The following is a 15989-nucleotide window of genomic DNA, read 5'->3' on the forward strand; positions in this document are numbered from 1 at the left end:
GAAATACCAACAGGTGATATTATGGCAAAGAAGAAACAGGTAGGAAGAAGAGTTGAAGGCTGGAAGGCCAAGAGCTGGTACAGGGTGCACGTCCCCGACAACCTCGGCAAGGCGTACATCGGCGATACCATTGCAAACGATGCTGAGAGCGTTGTCGGCCGCATCATGACCGCAACGCTCGGTGAGATCGTCAATGACTACTCCAAGCAGCACGTGAAGATGAGCTTTAAGATCCAAACCGTCACCGGCGATGCGGCATACACCGAGTTCGTGGGCCACGAAGTCACAAGGGACTACCTCCGCTCGCTCGTCAAGCGCCGGAGCTCCCGCATCGACACTATCGTCCCGCTCACGACAAAGGACGGCAAGAAGGTCCGGCTGACCATCTGCACGTACACGTTCGCCCGTGCCAACCTCTCACAGGAGCACGCGATCCGGAATGCGATCGTAACGACCATTGCAGCGCAGGCATCTGCCTGGGACCTGAACACGCTCCTCTCCGGGATCGTCTCGGGCGAGATCTCCCGCGATCTCTTCAAGGCAGTCAAGACCATCTACCCCACCCGCAGGGTCGAGGTCATCAAGTCCAAGGTCGAGCAGGTCGCAACCCTGATCTCGACAGCGTAAACTTTTTTTTCCGACTGGTTCGCAAGAACCAGAAGGACGAGAAGAACTGCGCAGCAGTTCTTCGAAGGTCGGATTGCGCCTCCCTTCTCATCATCGGGGTTTTGAGAAACCTCTCCGAATTGGCATAATCGCAACCCTTATGCACACAAAGTGCATGATATAATGCAGGACATTCCAGGAGCCATGCCATGAAATTTATTTCAAGCCGCGAGATCCGTTCAAATCCTGCCAGTCTCTGGGAGTTCCCGGTAAGCGATGAAGCAGTAATTACCGTAAACGGGAAACCGCGAGCGATCGTTGTTGCCGTGGGAGAGGATCTCGAAGAGACACTCGGTTCCCTTCGGAGAGCCCGGGCTGCAACCGCACTGGAGAAGATCCGGATGGCGGCCCGGGAACGGGGGCTCGATAACCTTCCTGAGAAGAATATAGACACTGAGATCCGGAAGGTACGCACGGGGCGGTAACACGGGCGCACCGCAGATTGTCCTGGATACCAACGTGCTGGTATCGGGCATGCTCTCTTCCCGGGGCGCTCCTGCCGGCATCCTCAACCTTGTCGTCAACGGCAGCGTGATCCTCGTGCTCGACACGCGGATCTTCGATGAGTATGCAGATGTGCTGCGGCGTAAAAAGTTCGCTTTCCCGGAAGATGCGGTTCAGGAGATCCTAACGTTCATCCAGCGCGAGGGCATATTTGTCCCGCCCGTGCCGGTTGCCTGCACGGTCCCGGATCCCGGAGATATCCCGTTCATCGAAGTGTCGCTCCACGCACGGGTGCCGGTCGTGACCGGCAATGCCCGGCATTTCCAGGGATCGGGCGCAACAATCATGACGCCGGTGGAGTTCCTTGTGTGGTACCGTGAAAGAACGTTGACACCGGAATGATGGAGCGACACACATGAATCTATTCATGCTGGTGCATTCGCAGTCCGGAAAAATTGCTATTGATTTGAAACCTTCTGCCTGAATATCGGTAAGGGAGTGCTACAGCGGCGGGGCGAAGCCACGGGAGTGTCAGGGTCTCTCCTTTTAGAAGATCTCTTGGATCACGTGTTCACTTCACAATGAATTATCATATCCGGAAGGAGATGGACTCATCAACATTCAACAAGTCGAAGAACCCTTGCAGGTTCTTCTCCAGTCTCACCCTCCCTGACGGCAGGGTTCAACAAACAATATTACCCCACCCGCCCAACCAATCCATACGAATGACCGCAAACAAGATCCTGTTCATCGTGCTTGACGGAATCTCCGACAGGCCCAACCCCGTGCTCGGCGGCACCACACCGCTCGCCGCGGCAAGGACGCCCGTGCTCGACAAGCTGGCAGCCGAAGGGATCTGCGGGATCATGGACACGATCGCGCCCGGCATCCGGCCCGGGTCCGATACCGCCCACCTCGCCCTCCTCGGCTACGACCCGTACAAATATTATACCGGCCGTGGACCACTCGAATGCGAAGGATCAGGGGTCCACATGGAGCCCGGGATGATCGGGTTCCGGTGCAACTATGCAACGGTCTCGGAGGACGGGAACGTCCTCGACCGCCGTGCCGGCAGGATTCACGACACGGCAGCACTCAGCAAGGCGATCCAAGACGGCGTCGACCTCTCGAAGTTCGGCGTTGAGTTCACGTTCCGGTCGGGTGCCGGGCACCGGGCTGCCCTTGCCCTGAAAGGCGAAGGCATCGGACACTGCGTCACCTCGAACGACCCGAAGAAGGAGGGAGTCCCGCCGCTTATTGTCAGTGCGGTCAAAAAGGCGGCAAACCACGAGAAGACCGCTGCTGTCTGCAACGAGTTCGTGAAGCAATCCACGAAGATCCTCTTCGACCACCCGATCAACATCGAGCGGATCAAAAAAGGGCTGAGCCCGGCAAACATCGTGCTGATGCGGGGCGCCGGCGAGATGGGGCACTTCGAGCCGTTCGGGAAGAAGTACGGCCTCACCGGCAGCGTCATCTCCGCCGCGAGCCTGATCACCGGCATCGGCCGTGCGGTCGGCCTCACCCCCGTCCCGGTCCCGGGCATCACCGGTTCGATCGACAGCAACATCGCAGGCAAGATCGCGGCGGCGCAGAAGGAGCTGGAGACGAAAGACTTCGTGCTCGTCAACATCAAGGGGGCCGACGAGTCCGGCCATGACGGGCTCGCAGAACAGAAGCGGGACTTTATCATGAAAATCGACGCGGTGCTCGAGCCGCTCCTTAAGCAGAAGGACACGATCATCATCATCTGCGGTGACCACTCCACGCCCTGCACCCTCAAGGACCATTCCGCCGATCCGGTGCCGGTCATCATCCGGGGCGACGGGGTCCGGCGCGACGACGTGGTCAGGTTCGACGAATATACCTGTGCAAAAGGCGGGCTCTGCCGGATCACCGGCACTGCGATCATGCCGATCGCCCTTGACCTGATCAACCGGGCGCACAAGTTCGGGGCGTGACCGCACTGCCGGGGGTTGCATGAAAGAACGATCGGTGAAAGACTGGCACAACCACTGCCTCCTCCCTGACGGAACGGAGCTGCAGGAGCACAGCATCAAGACCGACCGGAACATCGTGATCGGCGAATTCTGCCAGATCGATTACGGCCTCCGGGGCAACGATGTCTTTGTCGGTGAGTCCTCGAAGATCCGGGAGTATGTCTGGGCAAACGGCGACACCCGGATCGGGAACTGGTCCGAGATCGGCGGCGACGTTATCGCAAAGCAGGACGCTTACATAGGTGAAGGCGTGAAGATCAACGGCAGGCTCTCGGTTGCCGGGGCGCTCGACATCGGCGAGAAGGTCGAGATCCGGGAGGGATTCGAGGCAAAGGGTGACGTCGAGATCCGGAACCCGATGCCGGTCTTCATGTTCATCATGATCTACCTCATGACCCTCCTCCGGATCGAGAACGAGAAGGAGCTCGACCGGATCCTCGACGACCTCTTCTCGGAAGACGACGGCAAGCCCGAGATCCCGCTGATGATCCCTGCCCGCTCGAAGCTGAACATGAAGCTCTTCGCGGTCCCGTCAACGATGAAGATCGGGAAGGGCTGCCGGCTGCACGGCAACATCCGGGCCGGTTCGATCGAGGTCCAGCAGGACACGGTAATCTTCGGCAGCCTCCGGGCCAGGAACCGTATCTCCGTCGTCAGCGGCGTCGTGATCCACGGGAACGTGGAGAGCGGCTCGACCGTGTACGTCCGGAAAGGCGCCCATATCCTCGGCGACGTGAAAGCGAAGTCGATCGTGCTCCACGAAGAGGCAAAGGTGGACGGAACGATCGAGGCCCCGCACGGCATGCGGATCGAGAGGGGTGGATGACCATGGCAATCCTGAAAGCAGCAGAGATCCTCGGGGTGGACGAGCTTGTATTTGTGGAGCCGCAGTTCGCGATGCTCCCCGATCCCCGGTACAACGTCACCCTCGCCCTTGCAGGTGGGGACGAAGGGCGGCTCCTGCTCGATGAGAAGGAAGACCCTATCGCATTGGCATTTCACAACGGGGACAGCTGGGTAGCCGGATCCTTCCTCTGCCGGAACCCCACGGCATCCCTCATCGAGAAGTTCGAGAACCTCAACGGGGAGATCTACCAGGAAGACCGGGCTGCCTGGGCGGCAGCGGTCCGGGAGTATTACAGCACCGCACTCATCTCAGAGACTTCCCCGTCAGTCGATGACCTCAACCCGAAGCGCCGGGGCATCCTTGGAAATCTCATTGAAAACTTCTGGGGATCGGGCAGCGGCGAGACCTGCGTGGACTGCTGCTGCGGGTCCGGCGTGGGATCCCTCGTGCTCCGGGACCTGGGCTATGCCCCGCTCTCGTACGATAACGACGAGACCCTGCTCTGCCGGGGGCTTTCTGAGAAGCGGCTCCTGCCGGAGGAGACGATGTGGCTCGATGCCACGCTCGCCTCGCATTACATCGAACCCGTGCCCAAGGGGATCGGGATCATGATGGGCGAGATCAACACGTTCTCGCAGGACATGTGGCAGCTTATCGTCAGCGAGCTCTTCGCGGTATCGCGGGAGACGCTCATCACGGTCGGGATGGAACAGGAAGCCCTGCTCATCCGGGACTGGGGGGAGGAGCTTGGCCGGCAGGTAACCGTCACGGAGAACCCGTCCGACCCGATCTACGATCTCTGGGTGTGCCGGTCGAAAGCAGAATAAACTTAAAAAAAAGAACGAAAACGATTTTTTCTTTTTTTATTCCGATGGGGGTGGCTGGATCCGGTTCAACCGTTCCCGGACCGCCGTACCGTTGCCGGGAAGCGAATCGAACGGGGGGGTGCATGACCGTATTCCCCGCTTTGGCGAGAACATGATCTCCGCGTTCAGGTTCTCGGCATTGAGCGTACGGGTGAGATGCTGGAGATCTCTTTTTACCTGGATGTCCTGTTCGTCCCCGGGCTCCATAATAATTAATCATACACCCGGGAAGATAAACTATTGGATCGCAGAAATTGCGATTTAAATCGTATAAATGCAAAAATACGTTTGAAATGGATGTATTATGAAGATTTATCACACTACCTGCGTTTGTGTTTTAAGGGCGTCTGGCCGGGCTTTGGAAACGCAGGTTTTTTCGGATCGGTTTTCTTCTCCTTGTGCACGTCCTCGCTCTCCAGTTCCGCTATGATCTCGACCGGGTCCTTGATCGTCTGGGTAAGGCGGATAATCTCGAGGAGCCGCTCCATACCGATGAAATGCTCCGCCATGACCCGGGCGAGCGGTGTCATGACAAGCCGGGTGCCGTGCTTTTCCACGAGTTTATGGTGGACGAGCTCGGGCAGCACCGGCTCCATGCTCCCGACCATCATCCCGTTAATCCGGTTCAGGTCGGTCTCTTCCCCGTTGCAGGCCACGGCGTTTGCCACGTACTCCTCCGAGCTCTGCTCGAAGTCGTGCTCGGGCGCCACCTCCTCCATCTCACCCTTGAGGAGCCTTATTGCCATCTCCTCCTCCGTGAAGGGGTTCTCCCGCGAGTAACTGCCGCCGGGTTCCGCAAGGATTACAACCCGGCCAAGATCGTGGAAGTCCGGCCGGCCGGCCCGGCCGGCCATCTGGTTGAACTCCTGCACCGAGAGCCAGTCCCGGCCCATTGCAAGGGCATCGAAGATCACCTGCGATGCCGGGAAATCGACACCCGCCCCAAGGGCCGCGGTCGTCACGACCGCCATCAGCTTGCCCCCCAGGAACCGGGTCTCCACGTCCCGTCGCTCCACTGAGCTGAGCCCGGCATGATAAGCCGCGGCACGGATCCCGAGCGCCTCGGCGATCATGTGGCACCGGGACCGGGCATTGGTGAAGATGATTGTCTGGCCCCGGTACCCTTTCGACGATGTGCGCTTGTACTCCTCGGTTGTCATCTGCTTGATCGTCGGGATCTTCTGCTTGCGTTCGACAAAGAGGAGGTAGCGCTCAAGGCCGACCGGCCGGTCGGCGTACACAACGAGCGTGCAGTTGAGTTTCTTTGCAAGTACTTTGGGTGACCCGATGGTAGCCGAGAGGTAGAGGAACTGGGCCTGCGGGGCAAGGTACTTCAGCCGCGCGATCATCCCGTCGAGGCGGTGGCCCCGGTCCTTGTCCTCGAGCATCTGCACCTCGTCGATCACGACCGTTGCGATGTTCGCCATCCGCTGGCCGCGCCGGATCATATTGTCCACGCCTTCGTACGTGCCGACAACAATCGCTGCCTGAGGATTCCGGTCGCCGGCCTTACGGGTCTCGGGCAGGTTCAGCCGGCTCACACCGGTCAGGAGACCGGTCTTTGCGATCTTCCCGTACCGCTCCGTGAACCGCTCGTACTTCTGGTTGGCGAGCGCAACGAGCGGGACCAAAAAGAGCGTCCTGCCCCGGCCCTCGAGATAATTCTTAATTCCCGCCATCTCGCCGATGAAGGTCTTGCCGCTCGCAGTCGCTGCTACGACGAGAAGGTCCTTACCGTACAGGAGCCCCGCTTCAACAGCGAGCTGCTGGGCCGGCATCAGCTGGGTTACCCCACACGTCTCCTTGAAGGCAGCGGGGAGGGGCAGCTGATCCAGCGGCGCCGTCACCATCACCGGGTGCGGCTCGAGCCGGTCGAAGAGGGCGGCCCCCATCGTCATCTTCTCGGGGTTGAGGGTAGCGAGCACCCGGTCCAGGTTCCGGAACTGGACGAGCAGGCTCTCGAGATGGGTAATCCCGTCCCGGCCAAGCCTCCCGATATGCGAGACCTCCCTGCGCAGCTCGCGCCGGGCGCAGTCGAGGCAGATCTTCTCGTTCTTGCCGAACTGCACCGTGTTGTTGTCGTCGAGGGGCGTAAACATCTCGTCGAGCAGGCACATCCGGCAGGCATCGACCGTCCCCGCTTTGACCTGGAAGGCGGAAAGGAACTCCTCGAACGGCTCGTCCCGCTTCACAAGCCGTACGTCCGCCTCGCGCAGGTTCGCGATAAAGTCTTTGGACGGCGTGTGCCGATACTCTTTCTTGGTTCCCCACTTCACCCGGTATTTCGTCGGGCGGGGGCCCCGGGGCGTGTCCGTCAGCTCGACAAACCCGGCGCCCTTGACGTTCCTGCCGTCATGATAGAGCAGCTTGTAGATGCCACCTCTCTGGGGCTGGACAATGATCTTCATGGCGCGATCAGGTCGTGGATCACGTACGCGAGTTCCACGCTCTCCAGCCGCTTTAAAAAGTCGGTGAACTCCTCGTCCACGATCACGATCGCGCAGTCGATCCCGTGGAATGCCGCTTCGATTACACCTTCCCGGGCGCCAAAGAACATGTCCGGTTCCCTGCCCGCGGATTTCAGCGCTATATAGGCTTCGAGCCCGACCGCCGCCACCATCCCGGCCGACGAGACGATCTCCCTGAGCTGGTCCCTGCGCACCTTGCGCGAACCGCCGTGCTGGATCCGGGGTACCTTGCAGACATGGACAACACCCTCGTGGTGCTCTATGATCCCGTTTAAATGTGCAACACCGACATCCGTATCCTTCTTCGCATCGGCAACCACAGAACCGGTCGCCGCCATTGGCTTCTTTGCCGCGTACAGGAACCCGGCCTGCATGTACACCCCGACCTCGTCGCCGGCTTTGAGCTCCTCGGCCGCGATCGCCGTCCAGACCGAGACCTGCTGGATGATGTCGCGCCGGATGTGACGGGCATAGGACTCGAGGGACTCGGCATTCGCGAGCACCCATTCAATCCCGGACTTCGTCACTTCGTAATTGCCCCGGCCGCTGGCCGAAACCATGCCCTCGTCGACAAGCTCGCGGATATATTCGGAGATTGCCTGAGGGGTGACGCCGAGTTTCTCGGCGATCTCCTGCTGGCGTACCGCCGGCTGGTGCTCGGCAATCTCTACGAGAATCTGGAGGCGCGAGACCTCGCGCTTGCTCCGCAGGATAGAATAGAGGGGATCCTTAACGCCCTGTGTCAAGCAGCACCAGTCCCTGTCCCTTCACATCCATATGGGTGATCCGTTTGGCGAGACCCTTGATGAAGACCGGGCTGACATTGAATTTACGCGAGAGATCGTTGATCGAGCTGTTGCCCTTCGCGAGTTCCCCTTCGATCTGCTCCACCACGTCGCGGAGATTCTCGTCATTTGAGAGCGAGATGTACAGGATGTCTGATAGATCGGAGAGATTGCACTGGAAGTTGGCCCGGAACTTGTTGTAGGTGGCGCGGAACTCCTTCTCGGGCTTGGCGCCCGGCTTGGGCATACGCCACTGCTCCTCGACAAGGTTGCCTTTCTTAAGCACCTGGAGGCACAGCGGAATGCAGTCCTCGTTGATCTGTGCCCGTATCTCGGCCTCGGTCAGCCAGGACTTGTTTAAGAGTTCGTAGACCTTTTTGAAGGATGGATCGTTGAATGTCATCAGGAGAGGTACTAGCTCAACTGGATCGTTGACTATGCGAATGTGGCCCGGCACGTTGAAAACCCTATCATTATATCGCGCTTGGCATCAATAAAATTTTGCGACAGAATCATGCACGAACAGGTACGGATCAGTGTCCGCGGGATCGTCCAGGGAGTCGGGTTCCGGCCGTTCGTGTACAGGAATGCTGTGGAGTTCGGGATCGCCGGCACGGTGAAGAACCTTGGCAGTGAAGTGGAGATCATTGCCCGGGGCGAGCGCCTGCACGGGTTCGTGGAGGCAGTCTCCCGCGGGCCGCCACTCTCCCGGATTGATTCCGTGGATGTGACCCCCGTCACCGCGATGATCGCGGACGGTTTTGTGATCCTTGCAAGCGGCACCGGTTCCTTCTCGGGCATGATCCCGCCCGACATCGCGATCTGCAGCGAGTGCATTGCCGACATCTTCACGGACGGCGGGGGATACCAGAACTACTGGGCCACCTCCTGCGTCAACTGCGGACCCCGGTACAGCATTATCAGCGAAATCCCCTATGACCGGGAACGCACATCGATGGCAGAGTTCCCGATGTGCCCTGCCTGCACGGCAGAGTACCATGACCCGCACTCCCGGCGCCACCATGCCCAGACCATCGCCTGCGCGGCCTGCGGCCCCGGGCTTGAGCTCTTCGACAGGCTCGGGCATAAGGTCGACTGCCACGATCCGGTCGGAGAAGCCGCCGAACTGCTCGACGCGGGCTTCATCCTCGCGATGCGGGGCATAGGCGGGTTTCACCTTGCCTGCGTGGAGGAGTCAGCCACAAAACTCAAGCACCGGCTCGGCCGTATCGAACAGCCGTTTGCGATCATGGTCCGGCCGGACCAGATCGACCGGCTGGCTGAAGTCTCCCAGGAAGATCATACGATCCTCGAAAGTCAGGTACATCCCATTGTAGTCCTCGACAAGCGCGACCCGGATGCCCACAGGGAGATCAGCAGCCTGCACACGATTGGCTGCATGTTCCCGTATACCGGGCTCCACCACCTCCTCTTCTCGCACCTTACGCACCCGCTGCTGATCATGACAAGCGCCAACATGCCCGGCTACCCGATGATCACGGAGATCGATGCGGCGATGGCAAAACTGAGCAATGATGCGGACTTCTTCCTCACGCATAACCGGCAGATCGTGAACCGGTGCGACGACTCGGTGGTGCGGAACGGGTACATCATCCGGCTCTCGCGGGGGATCGCCCCGAAGCGGACCGCAGTCGATCTCGGCCGGCACTGCGTTCTCGGGGTAGGCCCCGAACTGAACGCGAATGCCACGATCTACAAGTCGGGATTCTGCGTCACTTCACCCCATGTAGGCAATGTCCGGAACCCCGCAACCCTCGAGTACCTGGAGGAGACCGTCCGGAACCTGCAGCGGATCCTCGGGGCGAAGTTCGATGTCGTAGCCCACGACCTCCACCCCCAGTTCCTCTCAACCCGCTTTGCCCGGGAGATCGCATCGGAGCACGGACTCGAACTGGTCCCTGTCCAGCACCACCGGGCCCACATTGCCGCCACGACCACGAGGCCCTGTATCGGGATCGCGATCGACGGTGTGGGATACGGGGACGACGGCACGGTCTGGGGGGGCGAGATCTTCTCCGGTCAGGTGCCTGACCTGAAGAGGGTCGCCCATCTCGAACCGGTGGCAATGCCCGGCGGCGACCTTGCGACCCGGTTCCCGGAGCGGATGCTCTACGGCATCCTGCCGGATGACCGGGTCCGCTCGCTCCTTGCCTCCCGCGGCTGGTCGGACGTGGAGCTCGGCGTACTCGAAAAGCAGCTCGCCTCGGGGTTCAATGTCACGCAGACCACGAGCACCGGCCGGGTGCTCGACGCGGCTGCGGCCCTGCTCGGCATCTGCCGGGAACGGACATACGACGGCGAGCCCGCCATGAAACTCGAGTCGGCTGCTGCTTCAGGGAAGGCCGAAGCGTGGCCGCTGGTCTTTGCCATGAAGGACGGGTGCGAGACGCTCTCCAGCCGGGCCCTCATGGAGACGGCCCTCACGAAGATGCCGGCCGCACCGGACAGCGACCACCGGGAAATCCGCGATATCGCCGCTTCGTTCCAGTACAACCTTGCCCGGGGGATCGCGGAGCTCGCGGCCCGGGCCGCCTCACGGGACGGCATGAGGGAGGCCGCGCTCAGCGGGGGCGTGGCGTACAACCACGCGATCCGCACTACCATCGAACGCGAACTTGCCGCCCGGGGCCTTGCCTGCATCACGAACCGGGAGTACCCGCCCGGTGACGGCTGCGTATCGTACGGCCAGTGCGTGTACGCGGGCCGGCTCCTCGCCAGGCGGGACTGATGGTGCGGGGACGCGGGGAAGCCCGCCCACCGGGCGGCCCTGAATCGTGCAGCTTATTACACGGGAAAAAGAAAGAGTGAAACACAAGCAATGGAGCCATCCGACCACCTCACCGATACCGAAAAGAAGCTCAAAAGCCTCGAGCAGGACCTCAACGATCTCCGGCAGGGCCTCACCCTGGTCAATGACTATTACCGGGATCTCAAGAAGATCTCCCGACACCAGGACGCCGTGGAGGCAGTCGATGAGATCATTGCAAAACCGCTCGTGGACGACGATATCGAATTCGAGGGGATATGGCGGTTCCATGAAGAAGCCCTTGTCGCAGATGGCGGGACCGCGGTTCCCTGCCAGGAGATGTACGAGGCATTTGTCCGGTATTGCAAGACCTCAGGGAGGAATGTTGTTGAACAGGATGCCTTCGAGTTCGTCTTCGCCCGGATCGAAAACCCGGCGCCGGTGCTCGACCGGGGGACATGGATCGGCTACCGGTTCTGCAAGGACACCCGCTGACCGGCCGTCCTGCCGGGTGCCTGCCTCATGACTCATGTCCGGATCACCGCTGAGTCAGACATCCCTCTCATGGGCTCGCTCTATTTTGGGGTCATCGACCGGGGTACAAGCCTCCTGCAGATCCGGCCAAGCTGCGGCTGCAACTTAAACTGCCCGTTCTGCTCGGTGGACGCCGGGCCGGAATCCAAGACCCGGGCCACCAGTTACGAAGTGGAGATGGAGTACCTGCTGGAAGCGGTGGAGGAGATCGCCGGCTTCAAGGGGGAGGGAGTGGAGTGCCACATCGATTCGCCGGGCGAGCCGATGATGTATCACCGGCTGCCGGAACTCGTTGCCGGTCTCAAGGCAATCGGGTGTGTCACCGCCGTCTCGCTCCAGACCAACGGCACCCTTCTCGATGAGGCAAAGATCGCAGCGCTCGAATCCGCGGGGCTCGACCGGATCAACCTCTCGCTCCATGCCATCGACCCTGACCTTGCCCGGCAGCTGGCAGGTGTTGAGTGGTTCGATATCGGGAAGGTCAGCGAAGCGGCCCGGGCCGTGGCGAAGAGCAGGATCGATCTCCTCATCGCCCCGGTCTATATCCCGGGGATAAACGATGCCGAGATCCCGAAACTGATCCGGTTCGCGCAGGAGATCGGGGCGGGGAAGCGGTTCCCGCCGCTCGGGATCCAGAAGTTCGAGCACTACCGGTACGGGCGGAGTCCGAAAGGGGTGAAGGCCCAGAGCTGGTGGCAGTTCTTCAACCGGAGTATCCGGCCATGGGAAAAGGAGCACGGCCTCCGGCTCCAGCTCGACATGGAGCGGGACTTTGGGACGATGAGGCGCCAGTTCGTTCCGCTCACCATGGCAAAGGGAGAGAAGGTCACCGTCGAGATCCGGGCGCCGGGCTGGATCCACGGAGAGATGCTGGGTGTGGCAAAGAACCGCGTGGTCTCGGTCTACAACTGCGAGAAGGAATCGGGGCAGGTCCGGGTGAAGATCATCTCCACCAAACACAACATCTACACGGGACAACCGATCTGAAGCCATCCGGGGGACTGGAAAGGAGACGCACGGTAATCATCCCGCAGGCTTAAAAAAGGCCGGGAATAATATCCTTACAATGAATTCAAGTTCGTATCTTTTTATTATCGGGCTTTTTATCATCGCATTCGGCGTAGCCTGGATTCTCACCGGGGGTCCGGGCGCGGATTTGGGCTCTCCGGTCCCCACGACACCGCTGCCAGCACCGGACGTGAACGAGAGTGCGTCAATTCCCACACCGGTACAGGATACCTCCGCACAACCCACGTTTGGGGCCCAGCCGGTCTCCACAGTTGCCCAGCCGATCACACCCGTGGTTCCGGTCACCACTGCCTCCCCCACTCCCCAGCCAACCGCCCAGATCTCTTCGGATGATATCAAGCTGCATTTCATGGACCTTGCATTCGGATCGGATAACACCTACCTCGAACGGTGGAATGCAACGGACAACAACGGGCGCATTGTCATCTCTGTTTCCGCGAGCGATGACAGTGACATTACGCAGCTTTCGAACGCTGCAAAAGAGTTCAACAGCATCTCGCAGACCAATCAGTTGTCCGAGATGATCAAGGACGGCATGAACGGCAATATCGCGATCAAGTTCATACCCGATGACGGGATGAGCGCTATCGTCCTGAACTCATCGGTGGCCCCGACAAACCACGAGTTCCTGAGCAACGGGACCATCATTGCAAAGATCACCCGTGGAGTCATCTATATCGATGAGGACCTCAAGGGAGATCAGCGCAACCACACATTAATGAAGAGCCTGTATTACGAGCTCGGCGTTGTCGGTGAGACCGCGAAATACCCGGACAGCCTGTTCTATTCAGGAGATAATGCCAATGTGAACCTGACCTATGCAGACAGGAACGCAATCGCAATCCTGTACGGACCGGGCCTCTATAACGGGATGACCGTTGACGATATCCGGAAGATCATGTATATTCACTGATGCGGAATCCTGCAAATCGCGCAAACTTTTTTGCTTTTAAAAAATCCTCCGCAGATCCCGGGCAAACATAAATCAAAATTCATTTATACTATCTGTTTTGGATATTCTCTAATGGGACGCAGCAAAGAACAGATCGGGCGCCATTGCCCGTTCTGCGGGGCGATTGTCGTGGAGGGGGAATATTTCTGCCGCTCGTGCCATAAAAGATTCACCGACCAGAGCGAACTCGATGCCCCGTCCACCACGCAGCCCGACACGTACGTGGTTTCGGTCCGGCGGACATATGTCTCAGTACTCCTCTCCTTTGCCGGGGTCGGCCTCGGCCAGTTCTACAACGGGGATACGCTCAAAGGACTCGCGTTCTTCCTTGCCTTCATCGCGGTATCGTTCAACGTCGTCACCACCCAGTACCAGACGCTCCTGTTCTACGGCATCTGGCTCATGGCACTCGGGGAAGCCCTCTGGTCCGCCCGCAGGATCAACCGGTACGAGCGCCCGTTCGGCGGGGGATCAAGTTACCTGCTCTACGGGATGCTTGCGGTGTACGGCCTTGTCGTGGCGCTGCATTTCCTTACCGGGGAACCAACGCTCGCTTATCTGGGGAGAGTGTTCCCTGCGGTGAAGCTGGGGATGGGGTGAGACCGGGAGCCAAGTTATTCCGTCTCACTTAAAAAATCTTGAAACCGTATTTGTTTTGACGCTCTCGGGGCTCCGCCCCCTCTGCGTGGGCGACCCCCGATCACGAAAGACGCAAGAAAAGGTAATACTGCACAATCGCTCAGCGCAGGGGTGGGCTATGGGAGGGGACAGGCATTGTCCCCTCCCTATCAGAGATTCAGATCTGATCAATCGGCTCTGCCCGGAAAGTCCTCCATCAATTCGGATCGATCGAATGATCAAGAAGATCCGGAAAACAGAGCGATGAAAAACAGAATTTCAATGAACTCAATTCGAAGATTTGCTTCGCAAATCTTCTCTTCCTCGCGGTTCTGATGAACCACTCGGATTTCGAAGATCCGGAAAAGGGATAATTACCGTTGCAATGTTGTGAATGAATATTTTGAGAAAAGAGAAGTTAGCCGAACAGGGCGCCGAGCCCTGCCATGCCGCTCTCTTCGTCTTCCTTCTTGTGCTCTTCCTTTGCCTCTTCCTTGGCGGGTGCTGCATGGGCTGCTGCTGCGGGGGCTGCTGCTGCAACCGGTACAACGGCTGCTGCCTTGATTGCGTCCTCAATGTTGACGCCGTCGAGGGCTGCAATGAGTGCCTTGATCCGTGATTCGTCTGCTGCTACACCTGCGGCGGTCAGGACTGCCTTGACGCCGTGCTCATCGACCTTCTTGCCTGCCTTGTGCAGGAGAAGTGCTGCATAGATATATTCCATCGTAAATCACTCCAAATATCTCAAATGTTATTTTACCAGGTTCTTGATTACCTGGCCTTCCCTGTACGCTTTACCGATAATCGCATCGACAACGTCTTTCTCGTAGATCGCTGCCTCGATCGCAAGACCGCGGGCATCCCTGACCGCCTTGATCAGGATTGGCTCCATCGTGTCCTTCGTCGGGATCGCTGCCTCAATTGAGAGAGCGAGTGCCTGCCTGCTGGCAAGTGCGATCTGTCCGAGGATGACGGTCTCGTCAACTGCGAGCACTGACGGCTCGTAGATGCTGCCATCGTGGAACGCGACCTGCAGTGCAAGTCCTACGTCCATGGGCTTGATGTCGAGCTTGACGAGCACCGCGGCGAGTTTTGCCGAGATGACGCCGCCCGCCTTGACGACCGTCTTGGTCTCCCTGATCTTGACCTTGCCGCCTTCAATTGCTGCCGGGATACCTGCCTGCTGCAGTTCACCGACAATCGGGCCCGGCTTGAAGCTGGTCGGACCGCTCGCAATGACGATATCTTCCGGCGCTTTCTCGCCAGCCTTTGCCGACATCTTGGTTTTGGTCTTCTCCAGCTGCCTGAAGAGCTTGAAGGGGTTGTCGTTCGTGAAGATGATCGCCGAGTGACCGGAGATGAACTTCGTGAGGTTTTTGACGTCTCCGCCAATCTCCTCGAACGCATGCTTGATCAGGGTGTTCCTCGTCACCTTGATGACAGCCTTGCCCCGCAGGTTCCTGCGGATCTGCTGCACCTGCTGTGCGGGAATACCGTACATGTCGACAAGCCCGATGAGCTTGTAAGCTTTAGCGTTCTTCTTGATGTCAGCGACCTCGTCCTTCTTCCATGCCGGAAGGTGGTGGGTGTATAACGCCATTATTCCAACCTCACAGCGGGACCCATCGTTGTTTTGACAAAGATGGACCGGACGTTCAGCGGACCCTGCTCAAGTACGGACTCGATACGCTTGACGATCGTCTCGATGTTCTCGGCTACCTGCTCGGGCTTCATGCCCGTTGTGCCAACCTTGGTGGAGAAGACCGTCTTGTCCTTGGTCCGAATCTTCACCGAGTTGCGCAGGCGTTCGACGATCGGGCGGATGTCCTGGCCACCGGCAATCGGCATCGGCATCCTGCCCCGCGGACCGAGCCGGGGACCTAAATACCGACCGACACCGGGCATGACCCCTGTCTCTGCAAGGAAGTACCGGTATGTACTGGCAACTCTCCGTGCTTCGCGGGGGGCACCGCCGAGCCGTTCTACTTCTTCAGGGCCGATGATCAGATCGAC

Annotated in this window: 18 protein-coding genes; 11 read left to right on the forward strand and 7 right to left on the reverse strand. The window is 59.4% G+C overall.

Annotated features, from left to right (window positions below):
* The first annotated feature begins 21 nt into the window (after window positions 1-21).
* The 6 genes from ABSE13_RS13060 to ABSE13_RS13085 all read left to right on the forward strand — a co-directional run bounded on the left by ABSE13_RS13060 (window position 22) and on the right by ABSE13_RS13085 (window position 4784).
* Window positions 22-627 carry a 30S ribosomal protein S3ae gene (locus tag ABSE13_RS13060; RefSeq protein WP_424028968.1) on the forward strand — a complete coding sequence of 202 codons (606 nt, stop codon included), beginning with the start codon at window positions 22-24 and terminating at the stop codon, window positions 625-627.
* Between the two features lie 188 nt (window positions 628-815).
* Window positions 816-1091 (forward strand): hypothetical protein, encoded by a 276-nt coding sequence (locus ABSE13_RS13065; protein WP_424028953.1) that lies wholly within the window; start codon window positions 816-818, stop codon window positions 1089-1091.
* A 22-nt stretch (window positions 1092-1113) separates the two neighbouring features.
* Window positions 1114-1512: a putative toxin-antitoxin system toxin component, PIN family gene (locus ABSE13_RS13070; protein ID WP_424028969.1), complete on the forward strand. Its 399-nt coding sequence runs from the start codon at window positions 1114-1116 to the stop codon at window positions 1510-1512.
* Window positions 1513-1835: 323 nt separating this feature from the next.
* Window positions 1836-3071 carry a 2,3-bisphosphoglycerate-independent phosphoglycerate mutase gene (locus ABSE13_RS13075; RefSeq protein WP_424028954.1) on the forward strand — a complete coding sequence of 412 codons (1236 nt, stop codon included), beginning with the start codon at window positions 1836-1838 and terminating at the stop codon, window positions 3069-3071.
* A 19-nt stretch (window positions 3072-3090) separates the two neighbouring features.
* On the forward strand, window positions 3091-3936 hold the full coding sequence (locus ABSE13_RS13080) for a polymer-forming cytoskeletal protein (protein ID WP_424028955.1): 846 nt from the start codon (window positions 3091-3093) through the stop codon (window positions 3934-3936).
* A 2-nt stretch (window positions 3937-3938) separates the two neighbouring features.
* On the forward strand, window positions 3939-4784 hold the full coding sequence (locus tag ABSE13_RS13085) for a hypothetical protein (protein ID WP_424028956.1): 846 nt from the start codon (window positions 3939-3941) through the stop codon (window positions 4782-4784).
* 36 nt (window positions 4785-4820) lie between these two features.
* On the opposite strand, the gene ABSE13_RS13090 is transcribed toward ABSE13_RS13085, so the two are convergent.
* The 4 genes from ABSE13_RS13090 to ABSE13_RS13105 form a co-directional block, all read right to left on the reverse strand.
* Window positions 4821-5030 carry a hypothetical protein gene (locus ABSE13_RS13090; RefSeq protein ID WP_424028957.1) on the reverse strand — a complete coding sequence of 70 codons (210 nt, stop codon included), beginning with the start codon at window positions 5028-5030 and terminating at the stop codon, window positions 4821-4823.
* A gap of 113 nt (window positions 5031-5143) precedes the next feature.
* On the reverse strand, window positions 5144-7231 hold the full coding sequence (locus ABSE13_RS13095; protein WP_424028958.1) for a DEAD/DEAH box helicase: 2088 nt from the start codon (window positions 7229-7231) through the stop codon (window positions 5144-5146).
* A complete protein-coding gene (locus ABSE13_RS13100) occupies window positions 7228-8037 on the reverse strand; it encodes a DUF7839 domain-containing protein (RefSeq protein ID WP_424028959.1) in 810 nt (269 codons plus the stop codon). The genes ABSE13_RS13095 and ABSE13_RS13100 overlap by 4 nt, the downstream gene beginning before the upstream one ends.
* The gene (locus ABSE13_RS13105) at window positions 8021-8533 is read right to left on the reverse strand and encodes an ArsR family transcriptional regulator (protein ID WP_424028960.1); all 513 of its coding nucleotides are present in this window, start codon (window positions 8531-8533) and stop codon (window positions 8021-8023) included. Before ABSE13_RS13105 ends, ABSE13_RS13100 begins: the two co-directional genes overlap by 17 nt.
* A 57-nt stretch (window positions 8534-8590) precedes the next feature.
* Between ABSE13_RS13105 and hypF the strand changes: the two genes are divergently transcribed.
* From hypF to ABSE13_RS13130, 5 genes are all read left to right on the forward strand, one after another.
* Window positions 8591-10825, forward strand: coding sequence for a carbamoyltransferase HypF (gene hypF / locus ABSE13_RS13110; protein WP_424028961.1), 2235 nt, complete (start codon window positions 8591-8593; stop codon window positions 10823-10825).
* Between the two features lie 90 nt (window positions 10826-10915).
* Complete coding sequence (locus ABSE13_RS13115) at window positions 10916-11338, forward strand: hypothetical protein (protein WP_424028962.1); 423 nt, start codon at window positions 10916-10918, stop codon at window positions 11336-11338.
* A 27-nt stretch (window positions 11339-11365) separates the two neighbouring features.
* A complete protein-coding gene (locus ABSE13_RS13120) occupies window positions 11366-12364 on the forward strand; it encodes a radical SAM protein (protein WP_424028963.1) in 999 nt (332 codons plus the stop codon).
* A 79-nt stretch (window positions 12365-12443) separates the two neighbouring features.
* A complete protein-coding gene (locus ABSE13_RS13125; protein WP_424028964.1) occupies window positions 12444-13319 on the forward strand; it encodes a DUF2927 domain-containing protein in 876 nt (291 codons plus the stop codon).
* Window positions 13320-13430: 111 nt separating this feature from the next.
* The gene (locus tag ABSE13_RS13130) at window positions 13431-13958 is read left to right on the forward strand and encodes a hypothetical protein (protein ID WP_424028965.1); all 528 of its coding nucleotides are present in this window, start codon (window positions 13431-13433) and stop codon (window positions 13956-13958) included.
* A gap of 436 nt (window positions 13959-14394) precedes the next feature.
* On the opposite strand, the gene rpl12p is transcribed toward ABSE13_RS13130, so the two are convergent.
* The 3 genes from rpl12p to ABSE13_RS13145 form a co-directional block, all read right to left on the reverse strand.
* Complete coding sequence (gene rpl12p, locus ABSE13_RS13135; protein WP_424028966.1) at window positions 14395-14700, reverse strand: 50S ribosomal protein P1; 306 nt, start codon at window positions 14698-14700, stop codon at window positions 14395-14397.
* A gap of 27 nt (window positions 14701-14727) precedes the next feature.
* The gene (locus ABSE13_RS13140) at window positions 14728-15576 is read right to left on the reverse strand and encodes a 50S ribosomal protein L10 (protein WP_424028967.1); all 849 of its coding nucleotides are present in this window, start codon (window positions 15574-15576) and stop codon (window positions 14728-14730) included.
* Window positions 15576-15989, reverse strand: a 414-nt coding sequence (locus tag ABSE13_RS13145) for an uL1 family ribosomal protein (RefSeq protein WP_490356178.1), incomplete at its 5' end; no start/stop codon positions are given. The genes ABSE13_RS13140 and ABSE13_RS13145, both read right to left, overlap by 1 nt.

This window comes from Methanoregula sp. (assembly GCF_049518935.1).
In the GTDB taxonomy this organism is placed as follows: Archaea; Halobacteriota; Methanomicrobia; order Methanomicrobiales; family Methanospirillaceae; genus Methanoregula.